Consider the following 22,274-nt stretch of genomic DNA (forward strand, 5'->3'; position numbering starts at 1 on the left):
TACCAACGGGCAAGGCAGTCCAATGCATGAAACGGTCTCCGGTCATAGCCGTAGGCTATGCATGTGACACTTCAGCAGCTCATGTACTTCGTCGCCGTGGCAAACGTGCGCAGCTTCACTCGGGCGGCCGACCAGGTCGGGGTCGCCCAGCCGACCCTGAGCCGCGCGCTGCGGGCGCTGGAGGACGAGCTGGGCTCCCCGCTGATCAACCGCGGGTCGGTCGTCACGCTGACCCCGGCCGGTGAGGCGGTGCTGCCACTGGCACGGAGGATGCTCGCCGACTCCGACATGGTCCGCACGACGGTGGCCGAGATGGTCGGCCTGCGCAGCGGCCGGGTCCGGGTCGGCGCGACGCCGTCGCTGTGCATCGGCGTGCTGTCCGACGTGCTGCGGGTCTTCCACGCCCGGCACCCCGAGATCGCCGTCGAGCTGGCCGAGGACGGCTCGCAGCCGTTGGAGGCGGCACTGGTCCAGGGCGCGCTGGACGTCGCCCTGGTCATCGTGCCCCCCGACGGGGTGGACCCGACGCTGCACACCGCTCCCCTGCTCCGCGAACGGCTCTCGGTCGCCTCCCCACGGGCACGCAGGCCGCTGACCCCGCGCGGGTCGATGACCGTCTCCGAGCTCGCCCGCCACGACCTGGTGATGGTGCGCCAGGGCTACGACCTGCGGGAGGTGACCCTGCGGGCCTACGCGGTCGCCGGGGTCACGCCGCGGATCGCGGTCGAGGGCGGCCAGATGGACGCCGTGCTGCGCATGGTCGAGGCCGGCACCGGGGTGGCGGTGGTGCCGGACCTGACGTTCATCGGGCGGCCGCGGCTGCGGCGCACGGTGCTCAACCCGGCCATCCACCGCACGGTGGCGCTGGCGCGCCGCGCCGACATCGCCCCCACACCGGCCGTCATCGCCTTCGCGGACACGCTGCTGGAGCACATGTCCGACACCTCGGCGTCGCTGCGGGAGGGCACGACCGACGTCCAGGTGCTGCACCGGCACCGGACCGGCCGGGAGCTGCTCGGCTGAGGACCGGGGTCAGTCGGGAACCGGGAACAGCGGGGCGCGGCCGTCGGGGGTCTCCGGCGGCGGGTGCGGGTCGAGCACCCGCAGGTGCTCGCAGGTGCCGGTGACCTGCAGGACCCGGCGGACCTGGCGGGCCGCGCCGCAGTACAGCTCCAGGACCACCCCGGCCGCGACGGCGGCGTGCCGGCAGTCGAGCAGCACCGAGATCCCGGCCGAGGCGAACACGCCCACCCCGGACAGGTCCAGCACGATCCGTGGGGCCGCGGCGAGCCAGTCGCCCACCTGCTCGGCCAGGAACGGCGCGGTCGCGAGGTCGACGTCGCCGACGGCGTGCAGCACCACCGGACCCGACGGGTGCGGCACCGCCTCCAGGGTCAGACCACCGCCCTCCGCGGTCGCGGCGGACAGGCCGGGCACTCCCCCCGGGCCCTCCGTCGGATCGGTCATCACCGGCCGCCTCCCGCGGGGCGCCGCGCCACCGCCGCAGTCAGGGTGCCAGTGCGGTGCCGGTACCGCACGCCGATCGCCCGGTGACGGCCCCGCCCGGCGTCGACGCGCGGGAGGGCGCCGGTCTTCCTAGGCTCGGCGGGTGGCCCATCACGATCTCGCAGTCGTCGGCACCGGATCCGGGAACACGATCGTCGACGACCGGTTCGACGGTCTCGACGTCGCCCACGTCGAGGCGACCCGGTTCGGCGGGACCTGCCTCAACGTGGGCTGCATCCCGACCAAGATGCTCGCCCACACCGCCGAGGTCGCCGAGACGGTCCGCGCGGCGTCGACCTACGGGGTGGACGCCCGGATCGACCGGATCCGCTGGAGCGACATCCGGGACCGGGTGTTCTCCCGACTCGACCCGATCGGCGACGAGGGCCGCGACCACCGCCGCGACCACGGCACCGTCTACGACGGCACGGCCCGCTTCACCGGGCCACGCGCGATGGCGGTGGACCTGGCCGACGGCGGCACCGCGGAGTTCACCGCGGACCGGATCGTGCTCGCCGTCGGCGGGCGACCGGTGGTCCCGCCGCCGGTCGCCGACTCGGGCGTCCCGTTCGACACCTCCGACACGATCATGCGGATCGACGAGCTGCCCGGGCACCTGGCGATCATCGGCGGTGGCTACATCGCAGCGGAGTTCGCGCACGTGTTCGGCGGGCTCGGCTGCGAGGTCACGCTCGTCGAGAGCGCCGACACCCTGCTCGGCGGGATGGACGAGACCGTCGTGGCGCGGTTCACCGACGCCGCCCGCGAGCGCTTCACCGTCCACACCGGACGGACGGTGGAGAGGGTCACCGGCGGTGCGGGCGACGTACGGCTGCATCTCGACGACGGCACCGAGGTGCGGGCCGACCGGCTGCTCGTCGCGGCCGGGCGCCGCCCGAACTCCGACCGGCTCGACCTGGACCGGGCCGGGATCGACACCGACGACGCCGGCCGCGTCGTCGTCGACGCCCACGGCCGCACCACCGCCGACGGGGTGTGGGCGCTGGGCGACATCTCGTCCCCGCACCCGCTCAAGCACGTCGCGAACCACGAGGCCGAGGTCGTCGGGCACAACCTCGCCCACCCCGACGACCTGCGCGAGGTCGACCACGGGTTCGTCCCGGCCGCGGTGTTCACCACCCCGCAGATCGGCACCGTCGGCCGCACCGAGCAGCAGTGCCGCGAGGAGGGCCTGGAGTTCCGCGTCGGGTTCCACGAGTACGCCGATGTCGCCTTCGGCTGGGCTATGGAGGAGCAGCGCGGGTTCTGCAAGGTCCTCGTCGCCCCGGACGGCACGCTGCTCGGGGCGCACCTGCTCGGCCCGCAGGCGTCGACGCTGGTCCAGCAGCTGGTGCAGGCGATGGCGCTGGGCGTGACCGCGCAGCGCCTCGCCGACGTGCAGTACTGGATCCACCCCGCGCTGAGCGAGGTGCTGGAGAACGCGCTGCGCGACGCCGCCGACCCGGACTAGGCGCGCCGCTCGGTCAGCTCGGTGGCCACCGCCAGGCCGATCACCACGGCGAGCACGACCAGCCCGATCGCGATCGCGGGCAGGGCGTGTCCGGCGACCAGCGCGACCACCGCAGCCACCACCAGGATCGCGGCGGCCACGTAGCGCGACCGCCCGACCGTCCCGGTGCGGCCCTGCAGGTAGAGCTTGTTGCCCGCGAGGTAGAGCAGCGGACCGCCGACCGAGGTCAGCACCAGCGCCGGGGTGTTCTCCGGGTGCGTGAGGTGCAGGTCGATCGCCACCGCGAACAGCACCGCCCCGGCCACCATCAGGCCGTGCGCGTAGGCGAACGCGGCCCGCGCCGCACGGGTCGACCCGTCGCCGGAGCTCGCCCGGGTGCCGTGCCCGGCGAGCGCGAAGTAGGACCACCACAGCGCGACCAGACCGGCGAAGCCGAGCAGGGTGATCACCACTGCGTAGGGGGTCACGTCCTCCATCTCCGACAGCGTGAAACCCATGATCAGGATCGACTCGCCGAGCGCGATGATGAACACCAGCCGGTTGCGCTCGGCGAGGTGCTCCACGTCGGTCGGCCACTCGTCCATCGGGGTGCGCCCGAGCCCCGGCACCCGGAACTCGAACCGCGGCCCGGCCATGTCGACGGCGACGGCCAGCACCCAGACGACCAGCCGCGCCACCGGCGGTAGGAACGCGCCGACGACGACGAGCACGGACGCGGCCGTGCTCCACACCAGAAGGTTGCGGTAGTTGCGGGCCATGACGTGCCCGCGCATGGTCACGACGAGGAACAGCGGGCGCCCGATCTGGGCGGCGGCGAAGCACAGTGCGAACAGCAGCCCGGACTCGCCGAACGCGCCCGGCAGGGCCAGCGCCATCCCCAGCGCCGCCAGCATCAGCCCGGCGTTGAGCATCCGGACCGACGGGCGTCCCGGGTCCAGGTAGTTCATCGCCCAGGCCGAGTAGTTCCACAGCCACCAGACCGCGGCGAACAGCACCGCCGTCTCCAGCGCCCCGATCGGGGTCAGGTGGTAGAGCAGGGTGTGCGAGACCTGGACGATCGCGAACACGTAGACGAGGTCGAAGAACAGCTCGATCGGAGCGACCTCGGAGTCACCCTCCCGTCGCAGCACCCGCGGCCGAATGTCCGGTGTGGTCATCGGTGGGCTCCTTTCCCGTGTCGGCGCTGCCGAAGGGTAGTGCGGCGCGCAACGATGGGCGGTGTGAACCTCGGTCTGCGCGAGATGCGCCCCCGCGATCCGGACGAGCCCCACCGGGTGGCCAGCCCGCTGGAGCTGTTCTTCGACCTGGTGTTCGTGGTGGCGGTGTCGCTGTCGTCGGCGGCGTTGCACCACGAGGAGTCCGGCGGGCACGTCGGCGCCGGGGTCGGGTCCTACCTGATGGTGTTCTTCGGCATCTGGTGGGCCTGGATGAACTTCACCTGGTTCGCCTCGGCCTTCGACGTCGACGACTGGCTCTACCGCGCCACCACCCTGGTCCAGATGGCGGGCGCGCTGGTCATGGCCGCGGGGACGCCCTCGGCGATGGCCGGTGAGGGCTACGGCGTGCTCGTCGCCGGGTACGTGGTGATGCGGCTGGCGATGGTCACGCAGTGGCTGCGGGCGGCGCGGTCGCACCCCGCGCTGCGGACCACCGCGCTCCGCTACGCGGGCGGCATCGCCGTCGTCCAGCTGCTGTGGATCGCCTGGGTGCTCGTCGCCCTGCACCCGGTGTGGTTCGTCGTGCTGGCACTGGCCGAGCTGGCGGTCCCGGTGGTCGCCGAGCGTGCGCGGTCGACGCCGTGGCACCCGCACCACATCGCCGAGCGCTACAGCCTGTTCACCCTGATCCTGCTGGGTGAGTCGATCCTGGCGTCGACGACGGCCGTGGTCGACGCGCTGTCCTCCGCCGAGCACCTCGGCCCGCTGCTGGTGCTCTCGGCGTGCGGGCTCGTGCTGGCAGCGGGCATGTGGTGGGTCTACTTCGCCCACAGCCAGCACGAGCACCTGCGGGCCATGCCGCGGGCGCTGGTGCACGGCTACGGCCACTACCTCGTCTTCGCCGCGGCCGGCGCCTTCTCGGCGGGCATCGAGGTGGCCGTCGACGTCGACACCACCGGGACCGGGCTGTCCGCCGCCGCGGCCGGGGCGACGCTGACCGTGCCGGTCGCGCTGTTCGTCCTCGGGGTGTGGGCGCTGGCGCTGCGCCCCGTGCTCGCCGCCGGCCGCAGCGCCGCCGTCGTCCTGCTGGCGGTGCTGCTGGGGCTGTCGGCGTTCGCGCCGTTCACCCCGGTCGTGGCCGCGGTGGTGATGGTGGCGGTGGTCGTGACCGTCGAGACGGCCCCCGCCCGGAACACCGTCGCCGCATGACGGGTTCGGAGACGTCAGGGGCCGGCACCTGCGGGAGCCGGTGAACCTGCGCCGCGTGGTGCGGCGCCGCGCGTCCTGAGAGGCTGAGTACATGTCCGGCGACACCGACCACGACACCGACCACGACACCGTGGTCACCCACGACACGGGCCACCACCGCTACGAGATCCTGATCGACGGCACCGTGGTCGGCAGGGCCGAGTACGTCGACGACCACGGGCAGCGGATCTTCCACCACACCGAGGTCGATCCGGAGCTGTCCGGGCGCGGGCTCGCGAGCACCCTGGTCCGGTTCGCGCTGGACGACACCCGCACCGCCGGGAAGCGGATCGTGCCGGTCTGCCCGTACGTGCGGCGCTGGGTGTCGACCCATCAGGGCTATGCCGACATCATCGACCCGGTGACGCCCGACGCCGTCGCCGCCGTCCGGAGGAGCGCGCGGTGAGCAACGTCGAGACCGCGCCGGAAGAGGTCGTCTGCGGGGGCGACGCCGCCGACGGGGAGCTGGTGACCCCGCGCGACGTGCCGCTGGGCGGGCCGCGCGCGATGACGGTGCGCCGCACGCTGCCGCGGCGCACCCGGTCGCTGATCGGGGCCTGGTGCTTCCTGGACCACTACGGCCCGGACCGGGTCGCCGACACCGGTGGGATGGCCGTGCCGGGGCATCCGCACACCGGGCTCGCGACGGTGTCGTGGCTGTTCACCGGCCGGGTCGAACACCGCGACACCACCGGCGCGCACGCGATCGTGCGCCCGGGTGAGCTGAACCTGATGACCGCGGGATCCGGCATCGCGCACTCGGAGTTCTCCACCCCCGACACCGAGGTGCTGCACGGGGTGCAGCTGTGGCTGGCGCTGCCCGCCGCCCACCGGGAGACCACTCCCCGCTTCGAGCACTACGCACCGCCCCGGGTGCAGGCCGGGGACGCCGCGCTGCGGGTGTTCCTCGGATCGCTGGCCGGGTCGTCGTCGCCGGTACCGACGTTCACCCCGCTGCTCGGCGCCGAGGTGGTGCTGCCCGCCGGCGCGTCGGTGACGCTGGACGTCGACGCCGGGTTCGAGCACGGTGTGCTGGTCGACACCGGCTCGGCGCAGGTGAGCGGCACCGCGACCGCGGCCGCCGAGCTCGTGTACCTCCCGCCGGGCCGGACGACCCTGGACCTGCACGCCGGCCACGACGGCGCCCGCCTGGTGCTGCTCGGCGGGGAGCCGCTGGGCGAGCAGATCGTGATGTGGTGGAACTTCGTCGGCTCCACCCACGACGAGGTCGTGGCCTTCCGGGAGCAGTGGCAGGACGAGCGTGCCGCCGGGGGGCGGGACGGTGGCCGCTTCGGGATGTTCCCGGACGCGTGGGAGTCGACGTTGCCGGCGCCGGAGCTGCCGAACGCGCGGTTGACTCCTCGCGGGTAGGCGGGGCATGACTCTGCTGCCCTGCCCTCGCAGGTCAGAGATTCGCGATTGCGAACGAAAACTAGCGACCGAACACGTGTTCGACTATCGTCGACAGTGTGACCGCGACCCAAGAGCCACCCGACCATGCCACCGGCGTGGGCCCGGGTGGGTCCCCGACCGGTGACCTCGATCTGTTCCGATTTCTCCTCGACCACGCCCACACCGCCGACACCTCTGCGCTGACAGAGACGGACCTGATCGACCAGATCCAGCAGATCGAGTCGCTCCAGGCCTCCCTCGCCGCACTGCAGGCGAGTCGGATCCGGGCGTTCGCCCGGGCCCACGTCGAGAACCACCTCACCGACGACCGGACCGACGGGACCGACCGCGCCCGGACCGACCCCGAGCGGCTCCACCGCAGTGTCGTCGCCCAGATCCAGCTCGCCTGCCGGATCTCCACCACCGAAGCCCGCACCCGCCTCGCCAACGCCCGCGACCTGCACACCGGACTCGACCACATCCGCGGCCTGCACACCGCCGGACAGCTCAGCGCCGCGAAGGTCACCGCGATCGCCGTCGAATGCCGCGACCTCGACCCACACCGGCGCAGGCAGGTCGACACCCGCCTCGCCGCACACGACCTCACCCGCTACGGCATCGGGCGCCTGCGCGCCATGACCCGCCGCCTGGTCGCCGAGATCGCCCCCGAACGCTTCCGGGCCCGCGTCCACACCGCCGCGGCCGAACGTCGGGTCACCCTGCGCCCGGCACCGGACGCGATGAGCTACCTCACCGCCTACCTCACCGCCGCACAGGGCGCGGCCTGCCTCGCCGCACTCCAGAAAGCCTTCATCCAGGTCCAGGTCGACCCGGCACCGTTGACCCGCAGCCGCGGGCAGATCATGGCCGACACCCTGGTCGAACGCCTCACCGGACAGACCACCGCAACCGCGGTCAACCTCGAAGTCCAGGTCACCGTCCCCGTCCAGGCCCTGCTCGACCCCACCTCCCCACTCCCCGCGGAGATCCCCGGCCTCGGCCCCATCCCGGTCGAGCTGCTCGCCACCAGCGAAGGCACCGCATCACTACGCCGCCTGCTCACCGACCAAGGTCTGGTCATCGGCGGCGACTCACGCCAACGCACCTTCACCGGACTGCTCGCCACCCTCGTGAAAGCCCGAGCCGGGAACCGGTGCACCGAGCCCTACTGCGACGCCCCCGCCCGCCACATCGACCACATCCACCGCGCCGCCGACGGCGGCCGCACCGAGTTGCAGAACGGACGAGGGGTGTGCGAGTTCCACAACCACATCCGCGAACAACCCGGATGGCACGTCACCCGAACACCCGACGGAGCCGTCGTCACGACCACACCCACCGGGCACACCTATCGCGGACCGGACTGACCGGATGATGCGTCTCCATCCGGCGGGCACGAGGGCCCGGCGGTGAACGACGGCGCCGCGCCCGGCTCAGCCCAGGTCGGCGCGTACCACCGGCACGACCCGGCGCAGCTGCTCGAGCAGCAGGTCGGCGGCCCGGCCGTCGTGGGCGACGACGAGGTCGACCCGGCTGATCTCGGCTGACATGTCGACCTGCAGCGAGCGGACCTTCCAGCGGCGCGACCGCAGCATGGTGAGGACCTTGTAGAGGCCGTCATCGGCATCGGTCAAGAGCAGCGAGACGACGTGGCCGTGCTCGGCGGGATCGGTCCCGGTGCGGGCGCGCTCGGCGGTGGGGGCGTTCATCGGATCTCCGGTGTTCGAGGGCGAACGTCAGGATCCGGCCAGGTCCGGCGGGCACCACGTGCCACGCGCCGGCTCCCTGGGTTCAGCCGGCGCGCCGGGTAATGATCCGACCGCGCACGGGTCGAGGGTAACAGCCGTCACCACCCCCGGGCGGAGCCGTGGTGACCGCGACGCGGATGCTGGCGCCGTGCGGTACGTGGCGATCGGGGACAGCTTCACCGAGGGCGTGGGCGACGAGGACGCGGCAGGTGTCCCCCGCGGCTGGGCCGACCGGGTCGCCGCCGGGCTGGCCGGTGCCTCCGGTGAGCCGGTGCACTACGCGAACCTGGCCGTACGAGGCCGGCTGCTGGCCGACGTCGTCGGGCCGCAGCTCGATGCCGCACTGGCGCTGGACCCCGCACCGACCCTGATCACCCTCAACGGCGGGGGGAACGACATGCTCCGCCCCCCGCACCGACGTCGCGGGGCTCGCCGCGCTCACCACCCGCGCCGTCGACCGCTGCGCGGCGGCCGGGGTCCGGCTGGTGCTGCTCAGCGGTGCCGACCCGTCGGACCGGCTTCCACTGGGACGGGTCGTCCACCGCCGCGGCGCGGAGCTGTCGGCGGCGGTGCGCACGCTCGCCGCCACACGCGGACTCACCTTCGTCGACGTGTTCGGCGACGCCGAGATCCGCCGGCCCGGCTACTGGTCGGACGACCGCCTGCACCTGGGCACGCCCGGGCATCTGCGCGCCGCGGGAATCGTGCTGGAGGCGCTCGGTGTGCGTGGGGCGACGCCCGCGACGACCGTCGCCGCGGACCCGCCGACCGGACCGGCCGCAGCGCTCGCCTACTACCGCACCCACGTCCTGCCCTGGGTCGGACGACGTCTGCGGGGCCGGTCGTCCGGGGACGGCCGGCCGGCGAAGGCTCCGTCCTGGACGGTCGTCCCGGCGCGCTGAGCTGCGCCGATCCGTGACTGCGCAATCACGGAAGCCGCTGAAAGTGATCACCCCGATGGATCACCGTCCGCCATACCGTTGCGACTGGCAACGATTTCGGCGGAAGGAGAAGACCATGACGGGGATCAGCAGGCGACGGGCCCTGGGCGCGGGTGTCGCAGGGGTGGCGGGGATGGCGGGACTGGCCGCCACGGGCGGGACCGCCGGGGCGGGTGCTCCGACGCCGCCGCGGACCGGGCAGCCCGGCCACCTGTTCCACCTCGCGGCGACCGAGCCCAACAACTTCGACGGCGGATGGCTGCGCGGGGCGAACGAGCAGAACTTCCCGGTGCTCGCCGGCCAGCAGGGGTCGGTGTACCTGGCCCACCTCGACCCCGGCGGGATCCGCGAACCGCACTGGCACCCGACCGCGTGGGAGCTGAACTACATCGTCTCCGGCACCGCGAAGTGGACCATCCTCGGCACCCACCCCGACGGCGAGTACCACAACGACGTCTTCACCGCGGAGCGCGGTGACCTCGTGTTCGCGCCGACGGGCCTGTTCCACTACTTCGAGAACGCGTCGACGACCGAGCCGCTCGACGTGCTCATCGTGTTCAACACCTCGACCGCCGAGCCGGACGACGACATCGGCATCGTCGGCAGCCTCAACGCGATCCCCCGGGACGTGCTGGCCGCGTCGTTCGGGGTGCCCGAGTCGGCGTTCGCGCAGGTGCCCCAGCGGATCGAGCCGGTGGTGATCACCCGCCGCCGCTGAGCACCGGGCGCGCTCAACCGGGCGCGCTCAGAGGTCGGCGAGCGCGGACAGCGGCGACTCGACGGCGTCGGCGACGAAGCGGAGGAATCCGCCCGCGGTGCCGCCGTCGCAGACCCGGTGGTCGAACACCAGCGACAGCTGGGTGATCGACCGCGGGACGACCGCGCCGTCGACGACCCACGGCCGCGGCAGCACCCGTCCGACGCCCAGCATCGCGACCTCGGGATGGTTGATGATCGCGGCGCTGCCGTCGACGCCGAGCACCCCGTAGTTGTTCAGGGTGAACGACCCTCGGGTCAGCTCGGCGGCGGTGACCGAGCCGTCCCGGGCCGCCGCGGTGAGGCGGCGGATCTCGGTGTCGAGGCCGCGCATCCCGAGACGGTGGGCGTCGGCCACCGAGGGGACGACCAGGCCGCGGTCGGTCTGCGCGGCGATGCCGAGGTGCACCCCGTCGAGGTGCACGATCTGCGCGGACCCGGTGTCGACGCGGGCGTTGAGCTCGGGGAACCGGGCCAGACCGGCGACGACGAACCGCGCCAGGATCGCGAGCAGCCCGACCGGACGGCCGTCGGCGCCGGTGAGCTGCTGGCGCAGGGCGAGCAGGTCGGTGGCGTCGACGTCGACCCAGGTCGTGGCCTCGGGGATCTCGGCGCGGCTGCGGGTCAGGGTCTCGGCGACGGCGCGGCGGACGCCGCGGAGCGGCACGACCTCGCGGACCGCGAGCCCGGTGCGGGGGTCGCGGTCCGGCGCGGCCGGGGTCGGACCGGTCGCGGTCGGTCCGGTCGCGGTCGGTCCGGTCGCGGCCGTCGCCATCGCGGCCGTGCCGGTCGCGGCCGTCGCGGTCGGGACGGTGGCTCGTTCCGCAGCGGCGGGCGGCGGGGCGGCGGCGGTCGGTGCGGCAGCACGGGCCGCGGCGACGGCCACGTCGTGGCGCAGCACCATCCCGCCGGGTCCGGTCCCCTCGACCGTCGCGAGGTCGATGCCGTGGTCACGGGCCAGCCGCCGCACCACCGGCGACTGCACCGGCCGACGCTCGCCCGGTGCGCCGTCGGCGGCCGACGTCGCCACCGGGACCGCGGATGTCGCTGCCGGGACCGCGGACGGGCGAGCCGACGCGGGGGCGTCCGCGGGTACGGCGGCCGTGGGTGCGGCGGCCGCGGGAGTGGCGGCCGCGGGAGTGGCGGCCGCGGGAGTGGCGGCCGCGGGAGTGGCGGCCGCGGGAGTGGCGGCCGCGGGAGTGGCGGCCGCGGGAGTGGCGGCCGCGGGAGTGGCGGCCGCGGAGGCGCGCTTCACCGCCCGGCGACGCCGGCGGGCCCCCTCGTGCCCGCCGGTCGTCCCGTAGCCGATCAGGACGTTGCCCGACCCGGCGTCCCCGGCGGCCCCGGCGGCCTCAGTGGCGTCCCCGACCGACACCAGCGGCTCCCCGACCCGCAGCGTCTCGCCCTCCGCGCCGTGCCGGGACAGCACCGTGCCCGCGTACGGCGAGGGCACCTCGACCACGGCCTTCGCCGTCTCCACCTCGGCGACGGGCTGGTCCACGCCGACGGTGTCCCCGTCGGCCACGAGCCAGCGGACCAGCTCGGCCTCGGTCAGCCCCTCCCCCAGGTCGGGCAGGGTGAACACCTGCGCGCTCACGCCGCGTCCTCCCAGCCGAGCGAGTCGACCGCGTCGAGCACCCGGTCCACCCCGGGCAGGTGGTGCTGCTCCAGCTTCGGCGGCGGGTAGGGCACGTCGAACCCGGTCACCCGGCGCACCGGCGCCTCGAGGTGGTGGAAGCAGCGCTCCGAGACCCGGGCGGCGATCTCCGAGGCGACCGAGGCGAACCCCGGTGCCTCCGCGACGACGACCGCCCGCCCGGTCCGGCGCACCTGCGCGCAGACGGTCTCGTCGTCGAACGGGACGATCGACCGCAGGTCGACCACGCCCAGGTCACGGCCCTCCAGAGCGGCCTCCTCGGCGGCGGCGAGCGCGACCGGGACCGTCGGCCCGTAGGCGATGAGCGTCGCGTCGGCCCCGGGGCGGCGGACGACGGCACGTCCGATCGGTGGCACCGGCACCGCCGTGTCGACCTCCTCGGAGGTGAAGTAGTGCTTCTTCGGCTCCAGGAAGATCACCGGGTCCGGGTACTCGATCGCCGCGCGGAGCAGGCCGTGGGCGTCGGCGTTCGTGGCCGGGGCGAGCACGGTCAGCCCTGCGGTGTGGGCGTAGTACGCCTCGGAGGAGTCGCAGTGGTGCTCGACGCCGCCGATCCCGCCGGCGTAGGGCACCCGGATGACCATCGGCAGCCGCATCCGGCCCGAGGTGCGGTTGCCGAACTTCGCGACGTGGCTGACGATCTGCTCGAACGCCGGGTAGGCGAACGCGTCGAACTGCATCTCGACGACGGGCCGCAGCCCGTTCATCGCCATCCCCACCGCCGTGCCGACGATGCCGGACTCGGCGAGCGGGGTGTCGAAGCAGCGGTGCTCGCCGAACTCGGCGGTGAGCCCGTCGGTGACCCGGAAGACCCCGCCGAGCGGGCCGACGTCCTCCCCGAACACGACGACGGTCGGGTCGGCGGCCATCGCCTCGCGCAGCGCGGTGTTGATCGACTGCGCCATCGTGAGCTTCACGGGACCGGTGTGCACGGTGCCGGTGTTCGCGGTGCCGGTGTTCACGGCGTGACCTCCAGCTCGGCACGCAGCTGGTCGCGCTGCTCGCGCAGCTGCGGGGTGGGGTGGGCGTAGACGTGCGCGAACAGCTCTTCGGGGTCGACCGGGGACTCGGCCGCGATGCCGGCGCGCAGGTCGGCGGCCATCTGCTCGGTCTCCTCGACGAGAGCGCGCTCGGCGTCGTCGTCGAGCAGGTCGTCGGCGCGCAGCCGGGCGCGCAGGCGCGCGAGCGGGTCGCGGGCGGCCCAGGAGGCGACCTCGCCGTCGCTGCGGTAGCGGCCGGCGTCGTCGGCGTTGGTGTGGGCGTCCATCCGGTAGGTGTCGGCCTCGACCAGCGTGGGGCCGTCGCCGGCGCGGGCCCGCTCCACGGCGTCGTCGAGCACGGTGAGCAGGGCGGCGAGGTCGTTGCCGTCGACCCGGACACCGGGCATGCCGTAGCCGACCGCCTTGTCCGCGAGGCTGGCGGCGGCGCTCTGGCGGTGCAGCGGCACCGAGATCGCGTACTTGTTGTTCTGCACCAGGAACACCACCGGCGCCCGGAAGACCGCGGCGAAGTTCAGCGCCTCGTGGAAGTCGCCCTCGCTGGTGGCGCCGTCGCCGCAGAGCGCCAGGACGGCGTCGGGCTCGCCCGTGAGCCGCGCGGCGTGGGCGACGCCGACCGCGTGCAGCAGCTGCGTCGCGAGCGGGGTCGCCTGCGGGGCGACGCGGTGGGCGGCGACGTCGTAGCCGCAGTGCCGGTCCCCGCGCAGCATCGTGAGGACCTCGACCGGGTCGACACCGCGGGCGACGATCGCGGCGGTGTCGCGGTAGGTCGGGAAGAGCCAGTCGCCGTCGGCCAGCACCATCGCCGCGGCCACCTGGCAGGCCTCCTGCCCGCGCGAGGACGGGTACACGGCCAGGCGTCCCTGCCGGACCAGCGCGCCGGCCTGCTCGTTGAGCCGACGGGCGCGCACCAGCCCGCGGTAGCCGGCGAGCAGCCGGTCGGGCGACGGGAGCTGGGCCCTGGGAACCGTGGTGCCGTCGGGCTCCACGAGGCGGACGGTCTCGTGCCGGTCGTCCACGACGACTCCCTTCCGTGCGGACACAGTGCTCCGAGAATGGCGCATGATCCGTACGATCAGCCTGGATCGCGAAGAGGACGAGACGATCGGCCCTGAGCGCGACACCGCCCCGGACGAGTGGTCCCGGGCACCGTCGCCCGGCGGGTCCCGGCGAGACGAACGGAGGCGGCGGTGCTCGACGACATCGACCGGCGGATGGTCGCGGAGCTGCAGCACGACGGCAGGCTGACCGGGCGCGCGCTGGCCGAGCGCCTGACGATCTCGCGGGCGAACGCCTACGCCCGCCTGGCCCGGCTCGTCGACGACGGCGTGATCACCGGGTTCACCGCCGTCGTCGACCCGCACCGGGTGGGGCTGCACACCTCGGCGTACGTGACACTGACGGTGCGCCAGAACAGCTGGCGCGAGCTGCGCGAACAGCTGCGCGCGATCCCCGAGGTCCGGCACATGGCGTTGGTCGGCGGGGACTTCGACGTGCTGCTGCTGGTGCGCACCACCGGCAACGACGCGTTGCGCAGCGTCGTGCTCGAACGCCTGCAGGCGCTCCCGACGGTCGTGTCGACGCGGACGATCCTGATCTTCGAGGACGAGTCCCGCTAGCTCCGGGCGGGTGTCCCTTGCTCGGACGAGGCGGTGTCGAGGAGCTGGCGCAGCGCGTCCACCGGCTGGGCGCCCGCGACGCCGTAGCGGTCGTCGACGACGAGGAACGGCACCGAGGTGATGCCGAGGCGGCGGGCCATGTCCTCGTCAGCGCGGACGTCGTCGAGGTACCGGTCGGAGCCGAGCACCGCGCGCACCCCGCCGTCGTCGAGACCGGCGGCCATCGCGATCCGGGCGAGCGCCTCGGGATCGCCGATCGGCTCGCCGTCGGTGAACGAGGCGCGCAGCAGCCGCCCCTTCAGCGTGTCCTGCAGCCCGGACCCGCCGGTCGCCCAGGCGTGGTGGAGCAGCCGGTGGGCGTCGACGGTGTTGCCGTGGCGGGCCCGGTCGAAGCGGAACTCCAGCCCGTCCGCGGCCGCGGTGGCGGTGACCTGCTCCTCCATCCGGCGGGCCGCCGCGACGCTCACGCCGTACTTGGCCGCCAGGTGCTCGGCGCGGTCACCGGGCTGCTCGCGCGGCGCGGTCGGGTCGAGCTCGAAGCTGCGCCATCGCAGTGTCACCTCGTCGCGGTGCGCGAAGCCGGACAACGCCGTCTCCAGGCGCGCCCGCCCGATCGCGCACCACGGACAGACGACGTCGGACCAGATCTCGAGCTTCACGACCGGTCGCAACCCGCACGCGACCCGCGGCATTCCCGCGCCGGACAGGTCAGGCCCTCGGCTCCCGCCGGTCCTTGAGGCGCTGCAGCTTCCCGACCGAGCGCTCCAGGGTGTCGGGGTCGACGACCTCACAGGTCACCGAGATCCCGACGGTCTCCTTCACCGCGCGCACGAGCTCGGCGGCGGCCGGGTCGCGGCGGTCGGCGGGGGTGTCGCCGCGGGCCTCGACGCGCACGGTCATCGCGTCGAGCCTGCCCCGGGTCGTCAGCTCCAGCTGGAAGTGCGGCGCGAGCCCGGGCGTGCGGAGCACGATCTCCTCGATCTGGGTCGGGAACACGTTCACCCCGCGCAGGATGATCATGTCGTCGAACCGGCCGGTGATCTTGGCCATCCGCCGCATCTGCGGCCGCGCGGTGCCCGGGAGCAGCGTCGTGAGGTCGCGGGTGCGGTAGCGGATGATCGGCAGCCCCTCCTTGGTGAGGCTGGTGAACAGCAGCTCGCCCTCGGCGCCGTCGGGCAGCGGGGTGCCGTCGAGCGGGTCGACGACCTCGGGCAGGAAGTGGTCCTCCCAGATGTGCAGGCCGTCCTTGGTCTCCACGCACTCCTGCGAGACGCCGGGCCCCATGACCTCGGAGAGCCCGTAGATGTCGACGGCGTGGATGCCGGCCCGCTCCTCGATCTCGGCGCGCATCCGTTCGGTCCAGGGTTCGGCACCGAGGATCCCGACCTGCAGGCTCGTGGCCCGCGGGTCGACGCCCTGGCGCTCGAACTCGTCGAGCAGGGTCAGCATGTAGCTCGGGGTCAGCATGATGACCTCGGGGGCGAAGTCGCCGATCAGCTGCACCTGGCGCGGGGTCATCCCGCCCGAGACGGGGATGACGGTCGTGCCCAGCTTCTCCGCGCCGTAGTGCGCGCCGAGCCCGCCGGTGAACAGCCCGTACCCGTAGGCGACGTGCACGCGGTGGCCGGGGCGCCCGCCCGCGGCGCGGATGGACCGCGCGACGAGCCCGGCCCACCGGTCGAGGTCGCCCGCGGTGTAGCCGACGACGGTGGGGCGGCCCGTGGTGCCCGACGACGCGTGGATCCGTGCGATCCGCTCCCGGGGCACCGCGAACATGCCGAACGGGTAGGTCTCCCGCAGGTCGGCCTTGGTGGTCGTCGGGAACTTCGCGATGTCGGCGATCTCGCGGCAGTCGTCGGGGTGCACGCCGTGCTCCTCGAACCTCCGCCGGTAGTACGGGACGTTGTCCCAGGCGTGCCGCAACGTCCACTGCAGACGCCCCAGCTGCAGGGTGCGCAGCTCGTCGACCGACATCCGCTCGGCCGGGTCCAGCAGCTCCGCCGGGGGCGCGTCGCCGAGGCGCTTGGTGGCCGCGGTCATCACGCGTCCTTCTTCGCGACGAGGGTGAGCACGTCGTAGCGGGCGACGGACTCGCCGTCCTGCCGCGTGACGTCGGCGTCCCAGCGGACCTCGCCGTAGCCGGCGGACTCGCGCGGGGTGAGCTGCTTGCAGGTCAGCGTGACGGTGAGCTCGTCGTCGAAGCGGACCGGGGTGAGGAACCGCAGCCCGTCGACGCCGAAGTTCGCGAGCACCGGGCCCGGGTCGGGGTCGACGAACAGCCCGGCGGCGAGGGACACGACCAGGTAGCCGTGCGCGACGCGCTGCCCGAACAGCGGGTTCGCCGCGGCAGCTGCCTCGTCCATGTGCGCGTAGAACGTGTCGCCGGTGAACTCGGCGAAGTGCTCCACGTCCTCCCGGGTCACCCGGCGTGGGCCGGCGACCAGGCAGTCGCCCGGGCGCAGCTCCTCCAGGTGCTTGCGGAAGGGGTGCACGTCGGTGGTGTTGCGCTGCGCTCCGGTGACCCAGCGGCCGGTGATCGCGGCGAGCGAGTCGGGGTCGGCCTGGACCGCGGTGCGCTGCATGTGGTGGAACACCCCGCGCACGCCGCCCATCTCCTCGCCACCGCCGGCCCGGCCCGGTCCGCCGTGGACGAGCTGCGGCAGCGGCGACCCGTGCCCGGTGGACTCCCCGGCGTCGCGGGCGTTGAGCACGTGCACGCGGCCGTGGAACGGGGCGACGCCGAGCACGACCTCGCGGACGAACGCGGGGTCGGCGGAGACGACGGAGCCGGCGAGCGAGCCCTGGCCGCGGGCGGCGTAGTCGATCAGCTCGTCGGTGGAGTCGTAGGGCAGCACGGTCGACACCGGGCCGAACGCCTCGACCTCGTGCGGCTCGGCGCGGTCCGGGTCGCCGACCAGCAGCAGCGGGGAGACGAAGGCGCCGCGGTCGGCGTCGGCGCCGGTCACCTCGACGCGGTCCGGGTCGCCGAACACGATCCGGCCGGCGTCGCGCAGGGACTTCACGCTGCGGCGGACCTCCTCGCGCTGGTCGAGGCTTGCGAGCGCCCCCATCCGGACGCCCTCGGCACCGGGCGCACCGACCACGACCGTCGCGAGCCGCGCGGTGACCGCCTCGACGACGGCGTCGACGTGCGCGCGCGGCACGAACGCGCGCCGGATCGCGGTGCACTTCTGTCCGGCCTTGACCGTCATCTCGGTGGTGAGGGCCTTCACGAACAGGTCGAACTCCGCGGTGCCGGGCGTCGCGTCCGGGCCGAGCGCGGCCAGGTTCAGCGAGTCGGCCTCGGCGGAGAACCGCACGGAGTTGCGGACGATCCCGGGGTGGCTGCGCAGGGTCTGCGCGGTCGACGCCGAGCCGGTGAAGCTCACCAGGTCCTGCCCGGTGAGGTGGTCGAAGGCGTCGCCGAGCGACCCGGCGACGAACTGCACGGACCCCTCGGGCAGCAGGCCGGAGCCGATGATCAGCTCGACGAGCTCCGCGGTGAGGAACGCCGTCGGCGACGCCGGCTTGATCAGCGTCGGGACGCCCGCGAGGAAGGCCGGGGCGAGCTTCTCCAGCGGGCCCCAGACCGGGAAGTTGAAGGCGTTGACCTGGACCGCGACCCCGCGCAGCGGGGTCAGCACGTGCTGGCCGAGGAAGGTCCCGCCGCGGCCGAGCGGCTCGACGTCGCCCTCGACGTGGATCGTGTCGTTGGGCAGCTCGCGCTTGGCCTTGGACGCGTAGGCGAGCAGGACGCCGATGCCGTCGTCGACGTCGAACTTGGAGTCGCCGAGCGTCGCGCCGGTCCGCGCGGAGACGGCGTAGAGCTGCTCGCGGTGCTCGCGCAGGTGCTGGCCGAGCGCCTTCAGCAGGGCGGCGCGCTGGTGGAACGTGAGCGCGCGCAGCGCGGGCCCGCCGGTCCGCCGCCCGAACTCCAGCGCCCCGGCGAGGTCGAGGCCGTCGGCGGAGATGCGGGCGACCTCGTCGCCGGTCACCGCGTCGTACAGCGGGCGGCCCTCGCCGCTCCCCGTCTGCCAGGTACCGGAGAGGTGACTGCGGAGCAGGGTCATCGGCGGGCCTCCGTCGCGCTTCGTCGTCGCGGGTCGGCCATTGGACCGACCGTTCGTTCGGGGAACCTAGCACCGGTCCACGGAGCCGCACCAGGGTCCGTCCGGGCGTCCGACGGCACCCGGACAACGGGCCTGACAGCACGCGCGGGACACCTCCCGACGTCGCCCGCCGGACAGGGAGACCGATCGTTCGGTCGGCCGTTAGGCTCACCGGATGACCTCCCCCGCCACCGGCACCGATCCCGCCGTCCTCGTGACCCGCGACGAGACCGACCCGTCGGTCGCGGTGGTCACGCTCAACCGACCGGCGAAGTACAACGCGCTCACCGTCGAGCTCAAGGAGGCCCTGCTCGCCGCGGTCGTCGAGGTCGCCGGGGACGAGTCCGTACGCGCGATCGTGCTGACCGGCGCGGGGAAGGCGTTCTGCGTCGGGCAGGACCTGGGCGAGCACGCCGCGCCGCTCGACGCCGACCCGGTCGGGGCCCTGGGCACGGTGCGCCGGCACTACAACCCGCTGATCCGCGCGCTCAACGAGGCACCGAAGCCGGTGGTCGCCGCGATCAACGGGCCCTGCGTGGGCGCCGGGCTCGGCATCGCCCTGGCCGCCGACCTGCGGATCGCCGCGGACGGACTGAAGTTCGCGACCGCGTTCACCGGCATCGGGCTGTCCACCGACAGCGGGCTCGCGGCGTCGCTCGCACACGCCGTCGGGGTCTCCCGGGCCACCGAGCTGGTGATGCTGAACGAGCAGTTCACCGCCTCCGACGCCCGCAACTGGGGGCTGGTGCGCGACGTCGTGCCCGCCGAGAAGGTCCTCGAGGCCGCACTGGACCTGGCGCGGCACCTCGCGGCGGGCCCCACCCGCGCCTACGCCGAGGTGAAGGGCGCGCTGCGCTTCGGCGCGGTCAACGAGCTCCCCGCCGTCCTGGAGTACGAGGCCGACGCCCAGATCCGGCTGTCGACCACGCGCGACCACCAGCAGGCCGTGAGCGACTTCCTGGCGAAGAAGAAGCCCGTCTTCGAGGGCCGATGAGCTCGCCGGTCAAGCGGGCCCGGCGCCCGAGCGGGGGCCGCGACGCGCTGCTCGAGACCGCGGTCGGCGAGTTCATCGACCGCGGCTACGACGCGACGTCGATGGAGGACCTCTCGCGGGCCGCCGGGATCACGAAGTCGTCGTTCTACCACCACTTCGCGGGCAAGGAGGCGCTGCTGCGCGCGGCGCTGGAACGCGCCGTCGACGGGCTGTTCGGGGTGCTCGACCTGCCCGAGGCCCGCGCCGGCTCCCCCGCCGAGCGGCTGCGGGCGATCGTCGCCGCGCAGGTCGGGGTGCTCATGGCCGAGCTGCCCTACGTCACCCTGCTGCTCCGGGTGCGCGGCAACACCGAGACCGAGCGCTGGGCGCTGGAACGCCGCCGCGCGTTCGACGGGGCCGTGCGGGCCCTGGTCCGCGAGGCCGTCGACGCCGGCGAGGTCCGCCCCGACGTCGATCCCGCCCTGGCCGCCCGACTGCTGTCCGGCACGATCAACTCGATCGTCGAGTGGTACCGCCCCGGCCGCCCCGGGACCGCCACCCTGCCGCAGGACGTCGTCCGCGCCGCCTTCAGCGGCATCGTCCCGGCCCCCTGACACCCGCCGAGCGTCACGAACCGGTGCCCACGACCACGGATTCGCGACGCTCGAGGTGGGCCCGGACGGTGAGTGCGAGCAGGTCCGGGTGCCGGAGGACGTCGGCAGCGGAGGGACGCAGGATCACCCAGCCCGCCCGGGACAGGTACTGCTGCCGCTCCAGGTCCCGCCGGGCCTGCGCCGGGTCACGATGGTGCTCGCCGTCGTACTCGATGCCGAGTCGTACGCGCGGGAAGGAGAGGTCGATCCGGTAGGGGCCGACGGGGTGCTGCAGCACCGGTGGCGGCAGCCCGCCGTCGTGCAGCGCCAGTCGGACACGGGTCTCCATCGGGGACCCGGCGAGCGGGTCCGACAGCGCGACGAGGCCGGGAAGCCGCCGGATCCCCCGCGCTCCCGGACACCGCCCGGCGAGATCGAGCACGGCGACCGGGGCGAAACCGCCGACCCGGGCCAGCGCGTCGAGGGCGATCACCGCTTCCGTGCGCGGCACCCGGCGGGCCAGGTCGAAGGCGGTGCGCAGCGGGGTGGTGGCCATGACCGTCCGGCCGGGGACGAACCTGGGCCGCCGGCCACCGGGGGCCGGGATCCGCACCCCCGCCACCAGCTCGTCCGGCGCGAGCAGGCCACGGTGGACCAGCACGCCGTCGAGCCGCCGGTTGCCACCCGGTACGACGATCTCGACCGGAACGCCCTGCGGCGCGCACCGTGCGTCGTGCACCTCCGCCGCCGCCCAGCCCGCGAGCGCGGTACGGGCGTCGCCCGGCCGAGGTCGCCCCGTGGCGGCGAGCGCTCCGACCGTCAGCGCGACCGCCTCGCACCGCAGCAGGTAGGTCACCGGCACGTCGGCGCGGACGTGGACGCCCCGCACCAGACGCCGGAAGCGCGGGCCGCGCAGCTCGTTGGGGGTGACCAGGCCGGCGCGGACCGCCGTCGCCCCGTGGAAGGGCCTCGTGAGATCCATGGGTCTTGGACGACACCAGGGGCGCTGCGGTTCCACTCGTCGTCGAGTGTCGCGTTCGTGTGGTCGGAACCACGGGAACGCGACGCCCGGCGTCGGGGTTGCGGGACCATCCGGCATCGGCCACACTCGTAGCCGAACGAACATTCGGTACGGAGGTGTCCAGTGACGAGCACCGCGCCATCGCCGGCGGAGCTGGCGGAGCGGTTCGACGCGACGATCGCGGCGGACCAGCGGATCGAGCCGCGGGACTGGATGCCCGAGGCCTACCGCAGGACGTTGATCCGGCAGATCGCCCAGCACGCGCACTCGGAGATCATCGGGATGCAGCCGGAGGGCAACTGGCTGCTGCGTGCGCCCTCGCTGCGGCGCCGGGCGATCCTGCTGGCCAAGGTGCAGGACGAGGCCGGCCACGGGATGTACCTCTACGCGGCGGCCGAGACGCTCGGCGTCGACCGCGAGGAGCTCACCGAGAAGCTGATCGACGCCAAGCAGAAGTACAGCTCGATCTTCAACTACCCGACGTTGTCCTGGGCCGACATCGGGGTGATCGGGTGGCTGGTCGACGGCGCGGCGATCGCGAACCAGGTGCCGCTGTGCCGCTGCTCCTACGGGCCCTACGCCCGGGCGATGATCCGCATCTGCAAGGAGGAGTCGTTCCACCAGCGCCAGGGCTACGAGTCGCTGCTCGCCCTGACCGCGGGGACCGAGGCGCAGAAGCGGATGGTGCAGGAGGCCGTGGACCGCTGGTGGTGGCCGTCGCTGATGATGTTCGGCCCGGCCGACGGCGACTCCCCCAACACCCACCAGTCGATGGCGTGGGGCATCAAGCGGCACACGAACGACGAGCTGCGCCAGCGCTTCGTCGACATGACCGTGCCGCAGGCGGCGGCGCTGGGCGTGACGCTGCCCGACCCGGACCTGCGCTGGAACGAGCAGCGGCAGGCGCACGACTTCGGGGAGCCGGACTGGTCGGAGTTCACCGCCGTCGTCTCCGGGGCGGGACCGGCGAACCGGCAGCGGCTGGACCACCGCCGCCGGGCGCACGAGAACGGGGCGTGGGTGCGCGAGGCGGCCCGGGCCTACGCCGAGAAGCAGGGGGCACGGGCATGAGCGAGCAGGACGTG

Annotated in this window: 22 protein-coding genes and 1 pseudogene; 13 read left to right on the forward strand and 10 right to left on the reverse strand. The window is 73.9% G+C overall.

Annotated elements, in window-relative coordinates:
* The first annotated feature begins 63 nt into the window (after positions 1-63).
* Positions 64-1,023, forward strand: a complete 960-nt coding sequence (locus Ae505Ps2_RS27175) for a LysR substrate-binding domain-containing protein (RefSeq protein WP_043278006.1) — start codon at positions 64-66, stop codon at positions 1,021-1,023.
* Positions 1,024-1,032: 9 nt separating this feature from the next.
* Here the strand turns inward: Ae505Ps2_RS27175 and Ae505Ps2_RS27180 are convergent, their stop codons facing one another.
* Entirely contained in the window at positions 1,033-1,467 is a 435-nt protein-coding gene (locus Ae505Ps2_RS27180; protein ID WP_083695147.1) for an STAS domain-containing protein, read from the reverse strand.
* A gap of 142 nt (positions 1,468-1,609) precedes the next feature.
* On the opposite strand from Ae505Ps2_RS27180, the gene Ae505Ps2_RS27185 reads away from it, so the two are divergent.
* Positions 1,610-2,977, forward strand: a complete 1,368-nt coding sequence (locus Ae505Ps2_RS27185) for a mycothione reductase (protein WP_075333663.1) — start codon at positions 1,610-1,612, stop codon at positions 2,975-2,977.
* Here Ae505Ps2_RS27185 and Ae505Ps2_RS27190 read toward each other — a convergent pair.
* The gene (locus tag Ae505Ps2_RS27190) at positions 2,974-4,134 is read right to left on the reverse strand and encodes a low temperature requirement protein A (RefSeq protein ID WP_075311085.1); all 1,161 of its coding nucleotides are present in this window, start codon (positions 4,132-4,134) and stop codon (positions 2,974-2,976) included. The two genes, Ae505Ps2_RS27185 and Ae505Ps2_RS27190, sit on opposite strands and share 4 nt — an antisense overlap.
* 54 nt (positions 4,135-4,188) lie before the next feature.
* Here Ae505Ps2_RS27190 and Ae505Ps2_RS27195 point away from each other — a divergent pair, with 54 nt between their 5' ends.
* The 4 genes from Ae505Ps2_RS27195 to Ae505Ps2_RS27210 all read left to right on the forward strand — a co-directional run bounded on the left by Ae505Ps2_RS27195 (position 4,189) and on the right by Ae505Ps2_RS27210 (position 8,141).
* On the forward strand, positions 4,189-5,343 hold the full coding sequence (locus Ae505Ps2_RS27195) for a low temperature requirement protein A (protein WP_170917092.1): 1,155 nt from the start codon (positions 4,189-4,191) through the stop codon (positions 5,341-5,343).
* 91 nt (positions 5,344-5,434) lie between these two features.
* Entirely contained in the window at positions 5,435-5,788 is a 354-nt protein-coding gene (locus Ae505Ps2_RS27200; RefSeq protein WP_075311083.1) for a GNAT family N-acetyltransferase, read from the forward strand.
* Positions 5,785-6,753 (forward strand): pirin family protein, encoded by a 969-nt coding sequence (locus Ae505Ps2_RS27205; protein WP_075554111.1) that lies wholly within the window; start codon positions 5,785-5,787, stop codon positions 6,751-6,753. Before Ae505Ps2_RS27200 ends, Ae505Ps2_RS27205 begins: the two co-directional genes overlap by 4 nt.
* Before the next feature lie 98 nt (positions 6,754-6,851).
* Positions 6,852-8,141: a DUF222 domain-containing protein gene (locus Ae505Ps2_RS27210; RefSeq protein ID WP_075329681.1), complete on the forward strand. Its 1,290-nt coding sequence runs from the start codon at positions 6,852-6,854 to the stop codon at positions 8,139-8,141.
* 66 nt (positions 8,142-8,207) lie between these two features.
* Here Ae505Ps2_RS27210 and Ae505Ps2_RS27215 read toward each other — a convergent pair whose 3' ends face one another.
* Positions 8,208-8,483, reverse strand: a complete 276-nt coding sequence (locus Ae505Ps2_RS27215; RefSeq protein WP_075311078.1) for an ACT domain-containing protein — start codon at positions 8,481-8,483, stop codon at positions 8,208-8,210.
* 226 nt (positions 8,484-8,709) lie between these two features.
* On the opposite strand from Ae505Ps2_RS27215, the pseudogene Ae505Ps2_RS33785 reads away from it, so the two are divergent.
* The 3 genes and pseudogenes from Ae505Ps2_RS33785 to Ae505Ps2_RS27225 all read left to right on the forward strand — a co-directional run.
* Positions 8,710-8,871, forward strand: a pseudogene (locus Ae505Ps2_RS33785) (SGNH/GDSL hydrolase family protein); the annotation flags it as partial.
* Positions 8,872-9,007: 136 nt separating this feature from the next.
* Positions 9,008-9,424, forward strand: coding sequence for a hypothetical protein (locus Ae505Ps2_RS33790; protein WP_249265406.1), 417 nt, complete (start codon positions 9,008-9,010; stop codon positions 9,422-9,424).
* Between the two features lie 115 nt (positions 9,425-9,539).
* Positions 9,540-10,181: a cupin domain-containing protein gene (locus Ae505Ps2_RS27225; protein WP_020621661.1), complete on the forward strand. Its 642-nt coding sequence runs from the start codon at positions 9,540-9,542 to the stop codon at positions 10,179-10,181.
* 27 nt (positions 10,182-10,208) lie between these two features.
* Here Ae505Ps2_RS27225 and Ae505Ps2_RS27230 read toward each other — a convergent pair whose 3' ends face one another.
* Genes Ae505Ps2_RS27230 through pdhA form a run of 3 tightly spaced genes read right to left on the reverse strand, consistent with a single transcriptional unit; the run spans position 10,209 to position 13,863 of the window.
* Positions 10,209-11,816 carry a dihydrolipoamide acetyltransferase family protein gene (locus Ae505Ps2_RS27230; RefSeq protein ID WP_075554113.1) on the reverse strand — a complete coding sequence of 536 codons (1,608 nt, stop codon included), beginning with the start codon at positions 11,814-11,816 and terminating at the stop codon, positions 10,209-10,211.
* Positions 11,813-12,781 (reverse strand): alpha-ketoacid dehydrogenase subunit beta, encoded by a 969-nt coding sequence (locus tag Ae505Ps2_RS27235; RefSeq protein ID WP_083696141.1) that lies wholly within the window; start codon positions 12,779-12,781, stop codon positions 11,813-11,815. The genes Ae505Ps2_RS27230 and Ae505Ps2_RS27235 overlap by 4 nt, the downstream gene beginning before the upstream one ends.
* Positions 12,782-12,834: 53 nt before the next feature.
* A complete protein-coding gene (pdhA, locus tag Ae505Ps2_RS27240) occupies positions 12,835-13,863 on the reverse strand; it encodes a pyruvate dehydrogenase (acetyl-transferring) E1 component subunit alpha (protein ID WP_233147784.1) in 1,029 nt (342 codons plus the stop codon).
* A 201-nt stretch (positions 13,864-14,064) separates the two neighbouring features.
* Between pdhA and Ae505Ps2_RS27245 the strand changes: the two genes are divergently transcribed.
* Positions 14,065-14,493 (forward strand): Lrp/AsnC family transcriptional regulator, encoded by a 429-nt coding sequence (locus tag Ae505Ps2_RS27245; RefSeq protein ID WP_043276485.1) that lies wholly within the window; start codon positions 14,065-14,067, stop codon positions 14,491-14,493.
* On the opposite strand, the gene Ae505Ps2_RS27250 is transcribed toward Ae505Ps2_RS27245, so the two are convergent.
* From Ae505Ps2_RS27250 to paaZ, 3 genes are read right to left on the reverse strand one after another with little or no spacing between them, the layout of a single operon-like run.
* Entirely contained in the window at positions 14,490-15,152 is a 663-nt protein-coding gene (locus Ae505Ps2_RS27250; protein ID WP_075312972.1) for a DsbA family oxidoreductase, read from the reverse strand. The genes Ae505Ps2_RS27245 and Ae505Ps2_RS27250 overlap by 4 nt on opposite strands.
* A gap of 49 nt (positions 15,153-15,201) precedes the next feature.
* Positions 15,202-16,533, reverse strand: a complete 1,332-nt coding sequence (gene paaK / locus Ae505Ps2_RS27255; RefSeq protein WP_075554114.1) for a phenylacetate--CoA ligase PaaK — start codon at positions 16,531-16,533, stop codon at positions 15,202-15,204.
* On the reverse strand, positions 16,533-18,563 hold the full coding sequence (paaZ, locus tag Ae505Ps2_RS27260) for a phenylacetic acid degradation bifunctional protein PaaZ (RefSeq protein WP_075554115.1): 2,031 nt from the start codon (positions 18,561-18,563) through the stop codon (positions 16,533-16,535). The genes paaK and paaZ overlap by 1 nt, the downstream gene beginning before the upstream one ends.
* Positions 18,564-18,777: 214 nt before the next feature.
* On the opposite strand from paaZ, the gene Ae505Ps2_RS27265 reads away from it, so the two are divergent.
* Positions 18,778-19,596 (forward strand): enoyl-CoA hydratase-related protein, encoded by an 819-nt coding sequence (locus Ae505Ps2_RS27265; RefSeq protein ID WP_075554116.1) that lies wholly within the window; start codon positions 18,778-18,780, stop codon positions 19,594-19,596.
* The gene (locus Ae505Ps2_RS27270; protein ID WP_075311064.1) at positions 19,593-20,189 is read left to right on the forward strand and encodes a TetR/AcrR family transcriptional regulator; all 597 of its coding nucleotides are present in this window, start codon (positions 19,593-19,595) and stop codon (positions 20,187-20,189) included. The genes Ae505Ps2_RS27265 and Ae505Ps2_RS27270 overlap by 4 nt, the downstream gene beginning before the upstream one ends.
* A gap of 13 nt (positions 20,190-20,202) precedes the next feature.
* On the opposite strand, the gene Ae505Ps2_RS27275 is transcribed toward Ae505Ps2_RS27270, so the two are convergent.
* Positions 20,203-21,150, reverse strand: a complete 948-nt coding sequence (locus tag Ae505Ps2_RS27275; protein WP_075311062.1) for a DUF559 domain-containing protein — start codon at positions 21,148-21,150, stop codon at positions 20,203-20,205.
* Positions 21,151-21,312: 162 nt separating this feature from the next.
* Here Ae505Ps2_RS27275 and paaA point away from each other — a divergent pair, with 162 nt between their 5' ends.
* The gene (gene paaA / locus Ae505Ps2_RS27280; protein ID WP_075311060.1) at positions 21,313-22,260 is read left to right on the forward strand and encodes a 1,2-phenylacetyl-CoA epoxidase subunit PaaA; all 948 of its coding nucleotides are present in this window, start codon (positions 21,313-21,315) and stop codon (positions 22,258-22,260) included.
* Positions 22,261-22,274 lie beyond the last annotated feature (14 nt).

The organism is Pseudonocardia sp. Ae505_Ps2 (assembly GCF_001932425.1).
Lineage (GTDB): Bacteria > Actinomycetota > Actinomycetes > Mycobacteriales > Pseudonocardiaceae > Pseudonocardia.

What these genes read in the sequence shown, in the direction of transcription:
- Ae505Ps2_RS27215 (WP_075311078.1), bottom strand. Translation starts at nt 8,483, where the DNA reads ATGAACGCCCCCACCGCCGAGCGCGCCCGCACCGGGACCGATCCCGCC.
- Ae505Ps2_RS27225 (WP_020621661.1), top strand. Translation starts at nt 9,540, where the DNA reads ATGACGGGGATCAGCAGGCGACGGGCCCTGGGCGCGGGTGTCGCAGGG.
- Ae505Ps2_RS27195 (WP_170917092.1), top strand. Translation starts at nt 4,189, where the DNA reads ATGGGCGGTGTGAACCTCGGTCTGCGCGAGATGCGCCCCCGCGATCCG.
- Ae505Ps2_RS27275 (WP_075311062.1), bottom strand. Translation starts at nt 21,150, where the DNA reads ATGGATCTCACGAGGCCCTTCCACGGGGCGACGGCGGTCCGCGCCGGC.
- Ae505Ps2_RS27270 (WP_075311064.1), top strand. Translation starts at nt 19,593, where the DNA reads ATGAGCTCGCCGGTCAAGCGGGCCCGGCGCCCGAGCGGGGGCCGCGAC.
- Ae505Ps2_RS27265 (WP_075554116.1), top strand. Translation starts at nt 18,778, where the DNA reads ATGACCTCCCCCGCCACCGGCACCGATCCCGCCGTCCTCGTGACCCGC.
- Ae505Ps2_RS27180 (WP_083695147.1), bottom strand. Translation starts at nt 1,467, where the DNA reads ATGACCGATCCGACGGAGGGCCCGGGGGGAGTGCCCGGCCTGTCCGCC.
- Ae505Ps2_RS27235 (WP_083696141.1), bottom strand. Translation starts at nt 12,781, where the DNA reads ATGGCGCAGTCGATCAACACCGCGCTGCGCGAGGCGATGGCCGCCGAC.
- Ae505Ps2_RS27200 (WP_075311083.1), top strand. Translation starts at nt 5,435, where the DNA reads ATGTCCGGCGACACCGACCACGACACCGACCACGACACCGTGGTCACC.
- paaZ (WP_075554115.1), bottom strand. Translation starts at nt 18,563, where the DNA reads ATGACCCTGCTCCGCAGTCACCTCTCCGGTACCTGGCAGACGGGGAGC.
- paaK (WP_075554114.1), bottom strand. Translation starts at nt 16,533, where the DNA reads ATGACCGCGGCCACCAAGCGCCTCGGCGACGCGCCCCCGGCGGAGCTG.
- Ae505Ps2_RS27190 (WP_075311085.1), bottom strand. Translation starts at nt 4,134, where the DNA reads ATGACCACACCGGACATTCGGCCGCGGGTGCTGCGACGGGAGGGTGAC.